At 59.3% G+C, this 15,875-nt stretch carries 16 protein-coding genes; 5 read left to right on the top strand and 11 right to left on the bottom strand.

Annotation, left to right across the window (positions count from 1 at the left end):
• Positions 1-5: 5 nt before the first annotated feature.
• The 5 genes from SFUM_RS01220 to SFUM_RS01200 all read right to left on the bottom strand — a co-directional run bounded on the left by SFUM_RS01220 (position 6) and on the right by SFUM_RS01200 (position 4,029).
• Positions 6-620, bottom strand: a complete 615-nt coding sequence (locus SFUM_RS01220) for a histidine phosphatase family protein (protein ID WP_011697112.1) — start codon at positions 618-620, stop codon at positions 6-8.
• A gap of 143 nt (positions 621-763) precedes the next feature.
• Complete coding sequence (locus tag SFUM_RS21225; protein WP_011697111.1) at positions 764-1,822, bottom strand: hypothetical protein; 1,059 nt, start codon at positions 1,820-1,822, stop codon at positions 764-766.
• A 430-nt stretch (positions 1,823-2,252) separates the two neighbouring features.
• Positions 2,253-2,906 (bottom strand): lactate utilization protein, encoded by a 654-nt coding sequence (locus tag SFUM_RS01210; RefSeq protein ID WP_011697110.1) that lies wholly within the window; start codon positions 2,904-2,906, stop codon positions 2,253-2,255.
• Between the two features lie 30 nt (positions 2,907-2,936).
• Positions 2,937-3,410 (bottom strand): ferritin-like domain-containing protein, encoded by a 474-nt coding sequence (locus SFUM_RS01205; RefSeq protein ID WP_011697109.1) that lies wholly within the window; start codon positions 3,408-3,410, stop codon positions 2,937-2,939.
• 73 nt (positions 3,411-3,483) lie between these two features.
• On the bottom strand, positions 3,484-4,029 hold the full coding sequence (locus SFUM_RS01200) for a Ros/MucR family transcriptional regulator (protein WP_011697108.1): 546 nt from the start codon (positions 4,027-4,029) through the stop codon (positions 3,484-3,486).
• Between the two features lie 832 nt (positions 4,030-4,861).
• On the opposite strand from SFUM_RS01200, the gene SFUM_RS01195 reads away from it, so the two are divergent.
• Positions 4,862-5,287, top strand: coding sequence for a hotdog fold thioesterase (locus SFUM_RS01195; protein WP_041439541.1), 426 nt, complete (start codon positions 4,862-4,864; stop codon positions 5,285-5,287).
• A 98-nt stretch (positions 5,288-5,385) separates the two neighbouring features.
• Here the strand turns inward: SFUM_RS01195 and SFUM_RS21220 are convergent, their stop codons facing one another.
• The 3 genes from SFUM_RS21220 to SFUM_RS01180 all read right to left on the bottom strand — a co-directional run bounded on the left by SFUM_RS21220 (position 5,386) and on the right by SFUM_RS01180 (position 9,743).
• Positions 5,386-7,896, bottom strand: a complete 2,511-nt coding sequence (locus tag SFUM_RS21220) for a PAS domain S-box protein (RefSeq protein ID WP_011697105.1) — start codon at positions 7,894-7,896, stop codon at positions 5,386-5,388.
• A gap of 259 nt (positions 7,897-8,155) precedes the next feature.
• Positions 8,156-8,809 (bottom strand): PAQR family membrane homeostasis protein TrhA, encoded by a 654-nt coding sequence (gene trhA, locus SFUM_RS01185; RefSeq protein ID WP_011697104.1) that lies wholly within the window; start codon positions 8,807-8,809, stop codon positions 8,156-8,158.
• A gap of 325 nt (positions 8,810-9,134) precedes the next feature.
• A complete protein-coding gene (locus SFUM_RS01180; protein WP_011697103.1) occupies positions 9,135-9,743 on the bottom strand; it encodes a SagB/ThcOx family dehydrogenase in 609 nt (202 codons plus the stop codon).
• A gap of 370 nt (positions 9,744-10,113) precedes the next feature.
• Here SFUM_RS01180 and tatA point away from each other — a divergent pair, with 370 nt between their 5' ends.
• The 4 genes from tatA (at position 10,114) to SFUM_RS01160 (ending at position 12,101) form a co-directional block, all read left to right on the top strand.
• Positions 10,114-10,335 carry a twin-arginine translocase TatA/TatE family subunit gene (gene tatA, locus SFUM_RS01175; protein ID WP_011697102.1) on the top strand — a complete coding sequence of 74 codons (222 nt, stop codon included), beginning with the start codon at positions 10,114-10,116 and terminating at the stop codon, positions 10,333-10,335.
• A gap of 258 nt (positions 10,336-10,593) precedes the next feature.
• Positions 10,594-11,151 carry an NUDIX hydrolase gene (locus SFUM_RS01170; RefSeq protein ID WP_011697101.1) on the top strand — a complete coding sequence of 186 codons (558 nt, stop codon included), beginning with the start codon at positions 10,594-10,596 and terminating at the stop codon, positions 11,149-11,151.
• 11 nt (positions 11,152-11,162) lie between these two features.
• Positions 11,163-11,630: a GreA/GreB family elongation factor gene (locus SFUM_RS01165; protein WP_011697100.1), complete on the top strand. Its 468-nt coding sequence runs from the start codon at positions 11,163-11,165 to the stop codon at positions 11,628-11,630.
• Between the two features lie 252 nt (positions 11,631-11,882).
• Positions 11,883-12,101: a hypothetical protein gene (locus SFUM_RS01160; RefSeq protein ID WP_011697099.1), complete on the top strand. Its 219-nt coding sequence runs from the start codon at positions 11,883-11,885 to the stop codon at positions 12,099-12,101.
• Between the two features lie 129 nt (positions 12,102-12,230).
• On the opposite strand, the gene SFUM_RS01155 is transcribed toward SFUM_RS01160, so the two are convergent.
• The 3 genes from SFUM_RS01155 to SFUM_RS01145 form a co-directional block, all read right to left on the bottom strand.
• Positions 12,231-12,875: a methyltransferase domain-containing protein gene (locus tag SFUM_RS01155; RefSeq protein WP_011697098.1), complete on the bottom strand. Its 645-nt coding sequence runs from the start codon at positions 12,873-12,875 to the stop codon at positions 12,231-12,233.
• A gap of 394 nt (positions 12,876-13,269) precedes the next feature.
• On the bottom strand, positions 13,270-13,770 hold the full coding sequence (locus tag SFUM_RS01150) for a pyridoxamine 5'-phosphate oxidase family protein (RefSeq protein WP_011697097.1): 501 nt from the start codon (positions 13,768-13,770) through the stop codon (positions 13,270-13,272).
• 238 nt (positions 13,771-14,008) lie between these two features.
• Entirely contained in the window at positions 14,009-15,502 is a 1,494-nt protein-coding gene (locus tag SFUM_RS01145) for a C1 family peptidase (protein ID WP_011697096.1), read from the bottom strand.
• Between the last annotated feature and the right edge of the window lie 373 nt (positions 15,503-15,875).

The following is a 15,875-nucleotide window of genomic DNA, read 5'->3' as shown; positions in this document are numbered from 1 at the left end:
CCTCGCTATGCTTCAAGGTAGTGGCGCAGATCCTCGGTCCGGTTGATGCACAATATCCTCGGAGGACCGTCGTTCATTGCGAGAACGCTCACTGAAGCGAGGCTGATGGTGACTCGGTGGGACAACTCCGGGGGAATACCCGCGTAATGCGCCAATACCGCCCGTATGGGGTCCGCGTGGCTGACGAGCGCCACCACACCGGTCGGGAAACGCCGTTGCAGTTCCTCCACCTCCCCGACCATTCTGACCCGTACCTCATCTATATGCTCCCCGCCGGGAATGCGCATCCCGCCATGGAACGATCTGAACATCCGCCACTGCTCGTCCGTCATCAAATCGGTGAGTTTCCACCCGGTCCACTCTCCATAGTCGATCTCGATCAGACCGTCACGGATTTCAACGGGAGCTCCGGTCGTCCCGGAAATGGCTTGAGCGGTCTCCAGGGTCCTTTCCAGGGGGCTGCTGCAGATCACGTCCAGGGGAACCTGAACGAAATCCGCCGCAAGGCGCTCCGCCTGCTCCCTTCCACGGTTGCTAAGACATACCCCGGGCATTCGGCCGGAAAGGGCGACACCGATCATGTCCGTATGCGCGTGGCGGATCAGCAGAATCCTGCTCACAGATGTTCACTCCGGAAGAATCACGAAAGGGAAAGCCGGGATCACTCGAGCCTGGTTCTTCAGGGACCGCTGCGCCACACAAAGACCCGGACCCCTTCGGTGGGTGTGACAAGAGCCTTTTCCACCCGTGGCCGTTCCGTTCATTATCGAACCGCCGCGCGCTCCACCCAGAAAATCTCGCATGCCCCGTCGCCCAGGTCGGTTCTGCTGAGCGAGCTGAACCAGACCCACTGCCCGTTTTCCTTCACGCCGACCAAGTATCCCTGGAGCTCGACAATGTCCCCGGGGCGAAATCGAAAGACGGCCTCCTCGATTTCCTCGTTGGCCGGGATAATGTGCACATTGGAGCTGTGGGACATGATTTCGGCCCAGGGCAGCCTCACATTGGGGTCCAACGGTTCCAGCGCGTAACGACGGTTTCCCTGGGCGATCACCAGCTTGTCCAGCATCCTCTGATCGGACATGATGCCCCATCCCAGGGCCAGATCCAACGGACAGAGTTCCGCCTGTTCACCAAACCGATACCGCTCGGTGCTCAGAACACGGGCTTTTATCCTGAAGCGCGCAAGTGGAACGACGGTTTTGGTGCCCTTCACCCAGGATTGACTGCTTCTGCCGATGATCTGAGTCGGCTCGGAATCGACGAGTATCCCGGGGGGATGGCGGACTTCACCCTTGAACCGGATAAAATATACCCCCAATCCCAGGACAACGAGCAGGAGAAGCAGCTTGAACGGTGTCCCTTTTTCGCGGCCCTTGCCCGTGGAAATGGAGAATGAATCATCGGCACCGGTTTCCGGGACCTTGGCCTGCCTGTAACGCGCGTAGATGATCCCGCACTTGACGCACTCCTCCGGCGAGGACCCGGCATGCCCGCAATTGGGGCACACCACGGGCGGGGTCCCGACCACGGGCGCGGCCGGCCGTTCCTCACCGGAGCCGGGACGAGTCGGCTCCGCTTCGAGCTCGGCGGCATCCTCGATCTCGCACACCACACCGGCTTCCCTCAGGACGGTCGCATACTGCATGGCGACGGCGCGACTCACATTCTTTTTGATCACCACCGCTTGACCGCCGACCAGGATGTCCGCCACCGCCCGGTCACACCCGAAAGACCTGCACAGATGGTTCTTCGCCTGCTCGGGTTCCATTTCCCCCGTGAGATCTCCCGTGACGACGACATTGCAGGAACCCTTGTCCATACCCTATCCCAACCCCGGTGGAGACGAACCATGCGGCGAGCCGGATGCAAAGACCCTCAGGGCGCGCCCTGGCCGAACCGCTCCATTTCCCCCTCGCCCCCGGAAACCGCATGGGAGCAGCGGAACAGGGAAACTCATTACCCCATCCGGCGCTCGATGTGCCAACCCAATATGAAAGACAGCGGGCGAGCATGCCGGCCAGACGACCACACCTCGCGTCTCTTGAGCTTGCGGGCGATCGCCGCGCCAAGCGGCCGCGCGGCAACCGGTTCATCGGCATCGCCTCTGCCCGGTGACGCGTTGCATTCCCCGGGCGCCCCTTTCATCGTCGACAACCCCGAAACGCAAAAGCAGGATCCGGTGGTTTTGCCGTGTCGGGTCCTGCCTCGTATCCTCCGCGCTTGCACGGGCCGCTTCGCTCCCGGGAACTCTAGATTCCAAGGTCTTCATTGATCAGGACGATCTTGATCCGCCCCTTGGGAAACGATTTTTCCGTGATCGTCCAGGTATTGCAGATCCTGGATGGGCTCTTGCACTCCTCGCAAAACGACGTGCTGACGCAGGGTGTCTGCATATCCAGCCGCATGGCGTTAACGGGTGCAGTGAAATTCTTGACGCGAAGCATCGCGTCTTCCAGGTCCGGAACCACCTTGTTCCTGCCGATCAGGAGAATCACGTTCCTGGGCCCGAAGATGATCGATGCCACGCGGTTGCCGGTCATATCGAGGTTCACCAGTTTTCCGGTTTCCGTCACGGCGTTTGTCCCGGTGATGTAAAGATCCACCAGCAGCGCCCGTCTGCGCCTTTCCGTCGCCTCTTCCCGTGGAATCGAACGGTCGTACGTGTCAATCACTTCAAGCCCGGGCAAAGCCTTTACCTTTTCGTACAATCCCGTGGCAACGAACGTCATCGATCCTCCCCAGGAAACCGACTTCGCCCCGATTCCCGGGATGATTCGTTCCAGCACCAGCTTGCAGGCCTGTTCCTTGTTGTCGGCCAGAAAAACCTCAAAATTGTTGGCCTCCAGAGTCTCCTTGAGGTCGCTCAATCTGAGTTGCCAGTAGTGATCAAACGGTTTGTCCATCACAAGCTCCTGAATTAGGGATTCCTCCGATCAGACGGCTCGACTTTCCAGTACGTCTTTACGTTCCGTGAGTACCTCGATGTGTTTGCGCTCCTCATCGCTGATTTCCCTGATAAGCGCCAGAGTCTCCGGTTCATCGATAAAGCCCTGCATGATCTCGTAGAAGGTTATGCCGTCTTTCTCGAAACCGATCGCAATGTCCACCAGCATGGCCTCATCGACGATGGAGGAGTAGTCGACCTCATCCAAAGAAAAGGCGTGATCCGAAACGGCACTCTGCAGGATCGAGCCGCCGACACGCTCCGCACGGCTCTCTTCCCGACGCAGAAAACCCGCCTTTATGGCAGCGAACTGCTCCCTGTGCCGCACCTCTTCGTCGGCAAGCCATCTCAGAAGTTGGCGCATCGAATCATCCGATACCATTTCGATGCCCCTGCGATAAAAACGCTCCCCATTTCTTTCAAGCTGGATGGCAACATCCACAATTTCGCTCACTGAAAACATAGTCACCGCCTCGAGATCGTCCACGGAATGCCGACCGGGTGACAGTATACTCTTTTGAGACGAAATTGGAAAATCATTCAACCGGCTTCGGGGGACCTCCCGTCTTCTTCCCTTCCCCCGGTCTCTGCCCCTGTGGCGCTGCTGCCCGGGAGGCTTCCGCCTTCTTGCGCTTCCGTTCCTCCTGGAATTTGACCAGATTGGCGGGCAGCCCTCTCTTCCTGGCGGCCTTGCTTCGGGCCTTCGACAGCGATTTTGCGGAAAGGGACTGCTTGAGGGGCAGGCCCCATTTTCGTTTGTATTCGCGCGGGTTCAGGTTGTGCGATCCAAGGTGCTTGGCGGTGAGTTGCCTCATTTCCACCCCGCACTCGAGGCACACGACCTTGTTCTCCTGGATCGAATCCATGGGCCCCCCCTTGTCCCCGGTCCTGTCCTCCAGTCGGGAATCCTCGCACGGTGCGCCGGGGTCCAGCGGTTTGCCCCCATCCTCCGCCGTCTGCATTCGTTGCAGCGTGGCAAACGTCCTCACCAGCGTAAGCTCGATCTCCTCTGGAGACATCTTGCCAACCGTCGCCTGAGCTTGCACAATTTCCGCCGTGATTTCCAAAAGTTTCTTTGACATAAGCAGTCTCCGTATTGATGCCCCATCTTCATTAACATCTCTGCAATACAAAATATCTCTACCCAAACGCCCAGCTTGTGGCCGTCATTTGTGATAAGGCTTGATTATTGAGAATATTTCTAATAAAGTCAAATTGTATCACATTTTGATAGAATTTTAATGTATCAGTTCAGGGATGCTTGCATCAGTCGCTCGATTGACGTAGTAGCACCATTCTCCCAAATCTCCCAACGCCTGTATATCCGAGGCATTTTCTTCCCGGATCATTGTGACTTTCCGGACCACCGTCTCATCATATGTTTGCGAAACCGCTAGATGCGATTTCCGCCTGTTTCCCGGGGAGAGCGCTGTCGTAGAAGAGCCTTGGCAACGACTTCAAGAGCAGCTCCCATGGAGGAATACTATCAATAGGCGGGGAGGAATGGAAAATTAAACCAGATTCTTTTTTCAGACAGAGAATTTTAAGCACATTATACCGCGAAACCTGCTCATGAATCTTTCGCCAGCCAAAACACCCGCCGCGGAACAGACCCGATCCGCCGAAGCGACGGCACTTCCCGGCTCATGCACTGCACCGGAATGACGGGAGCGCCCTTTCCGGGCAGAGTCGCGGTGCTCCCGCCGGGCCGCGCGGCGCAAACGTCGTTGGTGCGGTGGAAATTGACGCCGGAGCCGCCTGCTGGTAGGATCGGTTGGGAAAGGGACCCCATGCGATACGACGGGCTGGCGCGATCGGTCCGGTGATGCGGGACTGCACGGCTCATCATCGGCATCCGGGCGCACCCCCGCGGTGAATGAACCTTCTGCCGTCGTGAAGGAAAGGCTTTCCGTGATGGATGAAGCAGTGAGAGAAGCGATTGTCCGGCGGATGTCGGAAGAACCTTTTGCAAACAAGCTCGGAATACGGCTCGTCGCGATCGAGGCGGGTTATTCGAAGGTCAGGATGGAGGTCACTTCGGAGATGGAAAACCTGTGCGGCATGGCCCATGGAGGGGCCGTCTTCGCGCTGGCCGACGCCGCTTTCGAGACCGCCTCGAATTCTCACGGCACGGTGGCTGTGGCCCTCAGCATGACCATCACCTACCTGGCCGCCAGCTCGGCGGGCGCAGTGCTTGTCGCCGAGGCCACGGAGGTCAATCGGACCCGGAAAACGGCGTGCTACGATATTCGCGTCCACGACGGGGACGAAAAGTTGATCGCGATGTGCCAGGCCACGGTGTACCGGAAGGAAACCCCGCTGCCGTACCTCGGAGTCTGAGCGGGAAATCGAGAAGCCCACCGAACCGGAAGGGCCGCGCAGCGGAGCCCCCCGTGTCCACGCCCCGTCGTCATCGCGAGCACCGGGTCCGCCTCAGTTTACTCGACCGCGTCCCACTTGCGCCGGACGATTGTTTTGAGCAGTTCCCCGATCTGTTCCAACTTGTACGGCTTGGTGATCACCCCCCGAAAACCGTATTCACGGTACTGAGACATGATGGGATCGTTGGAGTAGCCGCTCGAAACGATGGCGTTCACCTTGGGGTCGATTTCGCGAAGCCTTTGCATCGCCTCGACTCCGCCCACCCCCCCGGGAACGGTCAAGTCCATGATAACGGCATCGAAGGGACGCGACAGCCCCACGGCTTCCTGGTACAACTCCACCGCTTCGGCCCCGTCCCGGGCGAGCTCGACTTCATACCCCAGGTATCTCAGAAGATCGTAGGTGCAGTTCAAAATGATGTCCTCATCATCCATGACGAGGACCCGGCCCCGTCCGCGAAGTGTGTCGTCGCCCATTTTGTCGTGCTCCCGCAGAGACCATCCCGCCACAGGCAGATAGATGTGAAATGCGGCCCCTTCTCCGACTCGCGACTCGACCTGGATGTATCCCTCGTGCTTCTTGATGATGGAATAGGCAGTGGCAAGCCCAAGACCGCTTCCCTTGAGCTTGGTCGTGAAGTAGGGATCGAAAATGCGCGTCAGTGCCTCTTCCGGTATCCCATGCCCGTAATCTTTCACTCCGATCCGCAAGTATCGGCCCGGCTTGAGCGGCAGAGCCTGATCCCCGGCGTTGAGGATGACGTTCTCGGCGGATATCTCGATTGTACCTCCGTCAGGCATGGCCTGCTTGGCATTGATGATCAGGTTGTTGATCACCTGCCCCATCTGGCCTTCATCGCACTGAACGGGCCAAAGGTCGTCGGGAAGAAAGAAGACGCTCCGGACATTCGAGCCGGTCAGGACAAAATGCACCGCTTCATGGAGGAAATCGGAGACGTCGATTACCTTTTTTATGGGCTCCCCGCCTTTCGAGAAGGTCAGCAACTGCTGCGTGAGGTTCTTCGCGCGCATGCATGCCCGCTCGGCCTCCGTCAACTTCTCGGAGACCCTGCCGCCCTGCCCGCCGTACAATTTTGCCAGTGAAATATTGCCGATGATGGCTGTCAGGATATTATTGAAATCATGTGCAATACCACCCGCAAGAACGCCGATGGATTCCAGCTTGCTGGCCTTGATGCGTTCCTCCTGGATCTTCATATGCTCGGTCAGGTCTTCGCAGGTGACGAACTTATCGCCGTTTTCCATGGACACCAGGCGGAATCGGATTTCCCGGCTCGAACCATCCTTGCACCGAACCCTGTGCTCGTGGCTGATGACCTCGTATTTCGATGCGGCTTGCAGGTCCGACCGTATCCTTTCGATGATCGTCCGGCTTTCCCCGGGGTCCGGACAAGCCTGGTTGAACCAGTCCCACAGCGTCGGGATGTCGCTTGCAGTGTACCCGAACAGATCGACGAACCTCTGGTTGAGGTAAATGATCTTTCCATTCCGGTCGACGATGGCAATAGGGAACGGAGAGAGGCCGGCCATGTTTCTGAACCGTTCCTCGCTTTCCTGCAACGCCTCCTCCGCCCGCTTGCATTCCGTCACGTCCGATAGGATGCCGACGGAGCCCACAAGGCCTCCCGACTCGTCGTACCAGGGGAAGGAATGATCCCTCACCCATTTGCGTTCCCCCAGTCGGGTCCGGATCAGGTAATCGGCCCTGTATTCTCCCGTTCTTCCTTCCTTCCGAAACCCGATCAGGGTATCCGGCGTGACGTCCTCTTCCCCCGGAATTTCAATCTTCTCGATCAGCTCGGAAAACTTCGATACGTCGAACTCGTCCAACGGGTACCCGGTAAGCCTCGTAATGGCGGGACCGAGGTGATCGTAGGTCCGGGAATCGCATCTGAGCCGATACGCCGCGTTGCCGGTCTTCTCCGCAAGAAAGCGGTATTCGTTCCATGGCCCGGGGTGGGCTATCCGTTCTCCCTGGACACAACTCATGCCGAGGTATTCGATCACGTCGGTCCGTTCACCGATCATGGCGCGATAGACCCATCGGGATAAACGAACCTCTCTGCCTCCGAGGAGCACTCCGTGTTCGACGGTCTTGACGGGACCATCCGGGACCAGCGAACCGATTTCCTCCCTGACCCGATCGTGGTCGGCCGGATTGACGCAGTCCAGGAAATTCCCTCCCACGCACGGCGCTTCGGTATCGGCAAGATGTCGGCAATAGGCCTGGTTTGCATACACGAGCGTGAAATCGGGCCGGAAACGAACAATCAGCTCATCGTGATCTTCCAGTGCCGTCCGGAATGGATTTTCCGCGGACTCCAGTTCCCTCACCCGTTCCCGAAGGCTGCTGCATTCACTCATTGCGTCTTCCGGCGATTCCATCGAAACCTTCACGGCGTTTCCTTCCAGGGAGGGGGCAATCCATTGCGGACCGCCGGGCGTGTCGTTTTTCATTGTCCGGAAAAGGGCAACGGACGTCTGAACCTTATCGGTGAAGCTCCGCTTCGTCAAAACCGGCATGAACCGGAAGGCCCATGCCGGCATTTCCTCTCCCGGGATGCGGAAAAGAAAGAGGCTCCGGTCTCGTCACACATTTCCACAAAACCTTATCGGAATTATGCCGGTGGTGCATTAGACTTTGCTGGGGGTCAATCAGGAGGTCCGATCGCGGGTAAAATCACTTGCCCCTCCCCCCTTCCGTGTCTCTCCGGTCACCTTCGAGGCAACATGGATCACCAGGTCGTCGGCGGCACGAACGACGTTCCTCTGCGTCCCGCCGCCAAAGAACGGACGCAGCGAGGCCTCAGTCGATTCGAACGACATATTCGTATAGAACCCAGAAGTGGGAAAAGCTCCCCATCACCACCAGAACGTGAAAAAGCTCGTGGAACCCGAACGCCCTGGGCCACGGATCGGGTTTCTTCAGGGCATAGACCAGGGCTCCCGCCGTGTAGAACAGTCCGCCCGCCACGAGCCAGGCAAAAGCGGCAGGCTGCAGCGCGCGGTACAGGGGATAAACCGCGACCACCGCAAGCCAGCCCATGGCGACGTACACCGTCGTGGAGAGCCAACGCGGAGTCTGCAGCCAAACCATTTTCATCAGCACTCCCGCACAGGCCAGAGCCCAGATACCGCCGAAGAGCGTCCATCCCCAGGGGCCGCGTAAAGGGATGAGACAGATCGGGGTATAGGTTGCCGCTATCACCACGAATATCATGATGTGATCGAGTCGTCGCAGCCTCTGGAGTCCCTTGACCGAGCACTGCGCCCAGTGGTACGCGGTGCTTGTCAGGTAGAGCAGGATCAGAGCCGTTCCGAACACGAAGAAGGAGAGCAGGTGCAGCGGCCTGGGAGGATCGACGGCTCGGAGCATGAGCACCACCAGTCCCGCCACGGCAAGCAGAGCCGCAATGCAATGCGTCAACCCGTTCATCAGCTCTCTCGGTTTGTATCTCATGTCTCTCCCGCGGTGTTCAAGGCAGGCCGTCGAAAAGTGTCGCCGACCGACTCCAGAAAAGCATCAACCGTTTTCCCAGGGATCGCCCGCCCGCACCGTCCAAAAGCATTCCGTCCACTCGAGCTCCCGCCCGAACGGGCTGTGTCCGCTCGGACCGGGCGGGCGCCTCGCGCGCAGGGAGCACCCGCCCGTGACTCGTCGCACGTGGAGGCCCGTGGCGCGGGCGCCTCGCGCGCAGGGAGCACCCGCCATAGAGACCGCGAAAGCCCTGTTTCCCGCCCGCGGGCGCCTCGCGAGCAAGGAACACCCAATCCCGCGACCGCCGTCATTTGCCGACCGGCATCAGGTAAAGCGGCTCCTCATTCCCGCCGAGCTCCAGCACGCTTTTCACCTGGTCATCCCGAAACGCTCCGATCAACACCGTTCCAAGGCCCAGGCTCACCACCTGCAAATGCACGTTCTGAGCTGCATGCCCGGCTTCCATCATCGCATACCTGACTCCGCGTTCTCCATATTTGCGCGTCGTCCTTTCATAAACGGCACAGAATATCAGCACGGCCGGGGCATTCCCCACCGCAGACTGATCCAAGGATGCACGGCGCAGATTTGCGCGCCTGTCGCCCTCACGGTGGAGCACGATTTCATGGCGATGCGGATCGTACCGGTAGACACCCGGAGACAGGGCTCCGACACGCCCCGCCGCGACGAGAAGCTCAAGCGGATACAGCGCTCCCGCCGACGGAGCGGTACGATACCCCCTGGGGTGGCTCATTCCCTGTGCCGCCCAGAGCAACTGGGACAGATCCTCGATGGAAAGCGGCACCCCCGTGTAGCTTCGGACCGATCTCCTCTTGAGCAGAGCCTCCTCGATGGAAACCGAACCTCTCGTCCTCGGATGGGACAGCTTGATCGGCTGCATTTTCTTCTCCGCCATTTTTCCCCTCCTCTCGAGCCGTATTCCCCCGTGTGGCCCGCAAGGCAGGCGCGCCGCAAGTCGAAGCGCGCTTCACCCGGGTCCCGCCTCCACTGTTTTTCATTATAGCAGAAGAGGCCGGAGGTTGCCTCGGCGAACTGCCGCGACCGGGTGCAGTCCGGCAAACGATCCCCACCGCGGCATTGCAGACGAACGGTCCCTTTGCCGTAAAATAGAGCCGGCACTGTCCAAAAACGCGCCGAGCGTTTATAATGGGCGCGGAAGGCACGCGGGGGGAGTTTTGCGGTTGGCCTCGTCCGTCAGCGCGACAGAGGACGCCTTAATCGACCGGGCACATTCCGTCCGGAACCGTATTGCAGAGGGGGAATGCATGTTCAGCCTGCCGGAGTTGGCCGTCATCCTGGCGGTGGTTGCGGTCGTTTTCGGCCCGGGGAAGCTTCCCGACATCGGAAAGTCCCTGGGAAAAGGAATCAGGAATTTCAAGAAAGCAACCGACGAGGAGTCGCCGGTTCCGCAGGTTCCGTCCAAAACCGCCCCGGCGGAATTGGAGGCGGCTGAGCGGATCGAGCAAAGACCCGCCTCGAACGAGTAGATCGTTTCGCCTCCCGGCAATCCGGGCAACGGCCGGAAAAGACGGTGGGCGTCCCTGCCTTTGGCGGGCATTGCAGAGGGCCGGGTGCGTCGGACCGTTTCACAGTCCGTGGCGCTTCGGTCGAAAAACGTTGAAGCCGCCGTCGGCGCTCCCGCCCTGTGATTTTCATTGAGAATGGAAACCGATTCAGCGAAAATACTCTCGCGGGACGCGCCGACGGCGCAACGGGATGTTTCCATCATCATCTGCGGGTTAATTATGGAAGAAAAGATCAAGACGCTCAGCATGATTTTCGCGAGCCATTTCAGCGCTCAGCTCGATGTCGTTCGGTTGCGCACGGGCAGGCTCACGGAACGGATCAAGATCGATCACCCCGAAGCCGCGGCCGTTGTGCCTTTCCTCGATGCCGAGCGCATCCTGATGGTCCGGCAGTGGCGTTACGCCATCGGCAAGGAAACCCTGGAGATTCCGGCCGGGAAGGCGGACCCCGGGGAAGAGCTCGAAGCGTGCGCCGCGCGGGAACTGCGGGAAGAAACCGGGTACGAGGCGGCCCGCATTCTGCCGATTTTCGAGTATTACCCGGCCATTGGATACTCGAACGAGGTCATACGCCTTTACGCCGCTTCGGGCCTGCGACGCATCACCGGCAAATGGGATGAAGACGAGATTTCCAAGGTGGAAATCGTGGGCTTGGATCGTGTTCAGGACTTGATTCTGCGTGGTCTCATTCAGGACGGCAAGACGGTCATCGGCGTTTCGCTGTTCAAGGCCAGGCGGGAAAAAGGAGAAATCCCGGAGGGGTTCTTCAGGGATTAGCGCATGCCGCCATGAAAGTACCCATTACCCGCCTTGGCTATCATCGCCTCCTGAGGGAACTTTTCTTTCTGCGGCACGTGGTTCGCCCTGAGGTGATCGAAGAGCTCCAGGAGGCGCGAACCGGAGGAATCAAGATCGAAAACCAGCAGTACATGCTGGCCCGCGAACGGCACATGGTGCTCCAGAAGAAAATTCAGGACCTCGAGCGAAAACTGGCGTCGTGCGAAATCGTCGTGGGCCGCAAGTTCTTTTTCAAACAGGCCGAGTTCGGGACGATCGTCGTCATTCAGAACATCGAAACCGGCGAAACGCAGCGCTATCAGCTTGTCGGCCCTTACGAATCCAATGTCGTCGACGGCAAGCTTTCCATCGACTCGCCCGTCGGGCGTCATCTTGTGGGGAGGCGGGAAGGGGAGGAAGTGCTCGTCTACACTCCCGCCGGCGTGCGCATGTACCGCGTGGTGTCCATCACCCTGTGATACCGATTCATGTTCATAGTGAGGTACGTTCAAGATTGCACAACACCTGCCCGGCGGGAGATGACTCGGGCGGGCAAGAGCCTCATCCCTTGCAGGAACCGCGCAATCGCAGGGCGGGGCGTTGTTCTTTCCCCCGATGTTGCCGTCTTGAACGCAAGCCGGCATGAGTCGGCTCGCTCGGACCCCCAAATGGAACCAGAGAGCTTGCAGCATTTCACACGCACGAGGAAAATCGGGAAAGGAGTCTGACTCATGGTCGAACTGGTCGACGGACAGAAATACCGGCTGCCCAACGGGGAGGTCGTCACGGCAAGACTCTACGACGGCAGCTTCATTCTGGAATACCGGAGAAAATACCGCTACCCCCTCGCGGTGGGCAAGGACGGCCGGCTCTTTCTGCGCGGGGAAGGAATGAGCTGGACCGTCCAGGATCTGTCCCCGGACGAAGAAGAGGAGCAGACGGTCAACTGAGCGGGCAGGCCCCCGTGAACCGGGGGCGTCTTCCGCCCGCGGCCCATTCGCGGTAAAGCCATATCCGCCCGATGCACGACGCCCTCGCGAATTTGGGCGGTCTTTAGCCCGCAAAGGCGGGACCCCGCATCAGGATTCTTTTTTCCTGGCATAAACGGCGTAAATCGGATCGCTCGGAATGCCCAGGTGCGCGTACTTGTCATCCTTGGGGCGCGGCTTGCCCGCGGACAGGAAATCTTCCGGGAAATCGAAGACCGGCACGCTCCGAAAGAAATCCTTGACGAGAACCACCCGCGCCCCTTCCTTGGAATCCCGCCACAGCTTCGTGGCTTTCTGGGGAAAGAACCGGTTGGAAAAAACGACCAGAAAGAGCCCTCCCCGCTTGAGGATTCTTCCGACTTGGGCAAATACCTCGAAGGGTCTGGTCATGTAGTCCACGGAAACCGTGTTGATCACCGCATCGAACGTATCGTCGTCGAAAGGCAGTTCCGGGTTCCGGTTCAGATCGTGCAGGATGAATTCCGTAAGGGTCCGGTTGTGGGCAAGCTCGTTTCGGTTCAAGCCGAGACCGACGACCTTGGAGGGCTGTACGCTGTCGGGAATATGCGAATCCCAACTGGCCATAAGGTCCAGAATCGCGGGTTTCGGCCCGGTGACGAGCCGCCCGATCAAGGATTCAACGGTGCGCAGGGCAACCGAATCCAGATGTGCGACCAGCCTGTCCCGTTCATAAAAGACGCGGTCGTCCTCTTCGTCCATCCTCGAAAACAACATGGGGTCAAACCTACACTTTTCACAAATCTTCGTCTTCGTAAGCCCGAGGCCCACAAAGAAACATGAGAATCCTCAACGTCACCCGCGCGCAGGGGGAAATTCCGGTTCAACCCGGCCCGCCCCTTGTAGACATAGGGCGTCACCCCTCGCGCAAGGGAAATTCCGAAAACTGTCCTGAACCCGGCCTTGACCGGGGTGGAGGGCCCATCCTCACGTAGATCGCGGACCCGCATCTCGAGTCCGTTTGTCTGCCGTGTTGACCTTCCGGTCGCTTTGGCCCGCATTCACCCAAAGTTAATGCCCCGGGTCCGCAGGTCAACCTCGATCGGTCAATCTCTCCGCCCCCTTGTTATTCTGCCGAGCGCGGCCCCTATTCCCCGACGTTCAGCCTCCGTTATAAGGATTCGTAACTGGCCCGGTAGGCCCCTTCCAGCAGCTGCAACGATTCCACGCGCACCGCCAGCACCTCCGCATCGGCGTCGTCGACGAGTTTTCGGAGGTGCGGGTGTCTGCCGCGAATCGCTGCAAGGATCTTTTCTTTCGCTGCCGCATCCGACAGCGGATGGAAGGTGCCGTGAACGGTCAGCGCCCTGGTCCCGCCACGGTCCGTCGCGGACTTGTGCCGGGTATCGACCAGAAGGCTCACGTGCGGATTTTCGCAGACGTGTCGATACTTCCGGGTCGATTTCAGCGTCACCATGTAGACGGTCTGAGCCGCTTCATCGGTGACGTAGGCCATCAGGGAACAATGCGGCCTGTTGTCCGCGCAGGTGGCTAGCACACACATGTCGTTTTCCCGAAGTATATCTTTCATGACTTCGATCACTGGGTCTTTCCCCGTTTGGTGCGAGTGGATATCGAGGACGGGACGGTCTCTCTGCGACCAGGTTTCCATTGCAGTCTCCCGGGAAGGCCGGCTCGGTCCATACCCCCCGTGACTGTGCTTTCCCTCATATTCTGACACAACCGCAACAAAAAACCAAAGCCCGCTTTTGACGGGCTTTGATCGGTCAGTCTGAGACTCCCTCAGACCTCGAAAAAACTGATTGTTCAGTGCGCGCGGTCATGGAGGCCACGGAGCGGAGGCGCCAAACGGACTTCGCCGCGCGCCTCCGCTCCAGGCTCCAGGCGCCTCAGGAAGCCCTGCCAAACGCCTTGATGCACACGTTGCAGGTCGAATCATAGGTGGTGATGTCGGTCCAGGCAACGCCGTCCGTGGAGTAGAAGCTCTGATTCGCGGAGGCGGTGGCGCCGCTGGAATAGTCGGCCGCGGCAAGTTCGACCGGCAGAGGATATTTGAATCCCGGGGTATTGAACTTGATCAGGACCGAGAATTTCTTGCCGGCAGTGACCGCCTTCGGCGTGGAGAAGACGACCGTGTGGTATCCCATGGTCGGGATGGTCTTCGTCACCGCCGCTCCGACCTGGGTCCCACTTTTCGGGTTGGTCGCCGACACGTTTTTGCGGACATATATCGTCACCTTGGTATTCGGTGCTCCCGTGTAGAAGCTGACGGCCTTGATCGCGGGGGCATCGGATCTGGCGGTGAAGATGTTGGCGCCCCACAACACCGTTGTGTCGACGCCCAGACTGGTGACCCAGCCAAGGGGATCGTACTGGTAGCTGCGTTTGTAGTTAGATGTCGCTTGAATCCCCCTGAACGACGTGCCGGTCTGCAACGATTTGTCGTAGTAGGACATCCAGAAGTAGCCCTTGTTGCCCCAGGTGGTTCCCCAGCTGTTCTTCACGAGAAACGCGCCGTTTCCGCCGGGCAGTGCGGTGCCGGCCTTCTTGAAGTTCGTTCTGGAATAATTGTCGTTCCAGCCGATGATGGCCACGGCATGACCTTCGCCGCTCGTCCCGTTGTTCCAGTAGGCGTATTTGGCCGCATTGTAGCGGGTATCGAGCCATTTGAAGGAAATGTAAAGAGCGCCGTGATTGGTTACGGCCGCCTTGATCCTGTTGTTGTCGGTATAATTGGCGCGGTCCTTGATCTGGTCCACGTCCTGGATATGCTTCCTCACCACGGCCGCCGTCTCATCGACGGCGTACGGATACGGAACATCCGCTTCATTGACGGGACCGCTCCAGCGTCCCAGGTAGGCCATGGAAATGAAATCGTTCCCGCCGTCGCATTCCGCCCAGTCAAAACCGTGGGTCGCGTTGAGATGCTGTTCGGAATAGTTGGTCGACGGACCGGTTCCGGAAGCGCCCTTGAGCTTGGATTCCACGGAAGCGTAGGTGGCGAATGCCCAGCACGAACCGCAGTCCCCCTGGTCCCTGACCGAGGTGACCCGATGCTGGGTGCGCAGGTCGTAGGTCGCCGGATAGGTCACCGCCTCGACCGCGGCCGCCCGGCTGTCGGCATCCGGGAGGTTCTTCGCATAAGAAAGGTCGATGGGAGGGGGAATGTACCCCAGGGCATGTCCCTCCCCGGTGACTCTCAGAGGGCTTCTTCCCTGTCCGAGCTGCTCCCTGTATTTCAGAAAATCCGGGTTCAAAGGTGCCTGCCGCAGCTGTTGCGCCTGCGACACGCCCGGCGACACCGCGAAGAAAACACCGATGACGACCACCAGGCTGACGGTGCAGAGTATCCTCCACGCTGCATACTTTCCGGGTGAACGCATTTTCTCTCCTTTTCGATCCAATGTTCGCATTCGATGGGCCATTGGCTATACCGCCGCCAAACAAACGCGCCCGCCAATGCCCACGCAAGAGACAGGCTGCTTCCCGCGAGCATGCGTACAGATGCCGCTCTGTCTCGCTCAATCGACGCCTCCTCGATTCACGCCCTTCGCTTCATGCGGAGCTGAAAAAGAGGCGTCTCCCTTCACGTGCTCCACCTTTCCCGGCATCGCGATTGGGTGCCGGTCAACGTCGGGATTCGTCGACCGAAGCCAACACAGTCGAGGACCGGCCGCGAGCAACCGAACGCAAAAACCCGCTCCATGCCCTTTCCCTGGGCTGATACCGGGCAGGCCGCACAAACGCGCTAGCTCC

The sequence above is a fragment of the Syntrophobacter fumaroxidans MPOB genome, assembly GCF_000014965.1.
In the GTDB taxonomy this organism is placed as follows: Bacteria; Desulfobacterota; Syntrophobacteria; order Syntrophobacterales; family Syntrophobacteraceae; genus Syntrophobacter; species Syntrophobacter fumaroxidans.
Note: the sequence above shows the minus strand (reverse complement) of the source record. Positions and strands in the feature narration are given on the sequence as shown.

Coding starts and splice junctions, on each gene's coding strand:
- SFUM_RS21225 (WP_011697111.1), bottom strand. CDS start 1,822: ATGGACAAGGGTTCCTGCAATGTCGTCGTCACGGGAGATCTCACGGGG.
- SFUM_RS01210 (WP_011697110.1), bottom strand. CDS start 2,906: ATGGACAAACCGTTTGATCACTACTGGCAACTCAGATTGAGCGACCTC.
- SFUM_RS01205 (WP_011697109.1), bottom strand. CDS start 3,410: ATGTTTTCAGTGAGCGAAATTGTGGATGTTGCCATCCAGCTTGAAAGA.
- SFUM_RS01200 (WP_011697108.1), bottom strand. CDS start 4,029: ATGTCAAAGAAACTTTTGGAAATCACGGCGGAAATTGTGCAAGCTCAG.
- SFUM_RS01195 (WP_041439541.1), top strand. CDS start 4,862: ATGGATGAAGCAGTGAGAGAAGCGATTGTCCGGCGGATGTCGGAAGAA.
- SFUM_RS21220 (WP_011697105.1), bottom strand. CDS start 7,896: ATGCCGGCATGGGCCTTCCGGTTCATGCCGGTTTTGACGAAGCGGAGC.
- trhA (WP_011697104.1), bottom strand. CDS start 8,809: ATGAGATACAAACCGAGAGAGCTGATGAACGGGTTGACGCATTGCATT.
- SFUM_RS01180 (WP_011697103.1), bottom strand. CDS start 9,743: ATGGCGGAGAAGAAAATGCAGCCGATCAAGCTGTCCCATCCGAGGACG.
- tatA (WP_011697102.1), top strand. CDS start 10,114: ATGTTCAGCCTGCCGGAGTTGGCCGTCATCCTGGCGGTGGTTGCGGTC.
- SFUM_RS01170 (WP_011697101.1), top strand. CDS start 10,594: ATGGAAGAAAAGATCAAGACGCTCAGCATGATTTTCGCGAGCCATTTC.
- SFUM_RS01165 (WP_011697100.1), top strand. CDS start 11,163: ATGAAAGTACCCATTACCCGCCTTGGCTATCATCGCCTCCTGAGGGAA.
- SFUM_RS01160 (WP_011697099.1), top strand. CDS start 11,883: ATGGTCGAACTGGTCGACGGACAGAAATACCGGCTGCCCAACGGGGAG.
- SFUM_RS01155 (WP_011697098.1), bottom strand. CDS start 12,875: ATGTTGTTTTCGAGGATGGACGAAGAGGACGACCGCGTCTTTTATGAA.
- SFUM_RS01150 (WP_011697097.1), bottom strand. CDS start 13,770: ATGGAAACCTGGTCGCAGAGAGACCGTCCCGTCCTCGATATCCACTCG.
- SFUM_RS01145 (WP_011697096.1), bottom strand. CDS start 15,502: ATGCGTTCACCCGGAAAGTATGCAGCGTGGAGGATACTCTGCACCGTC.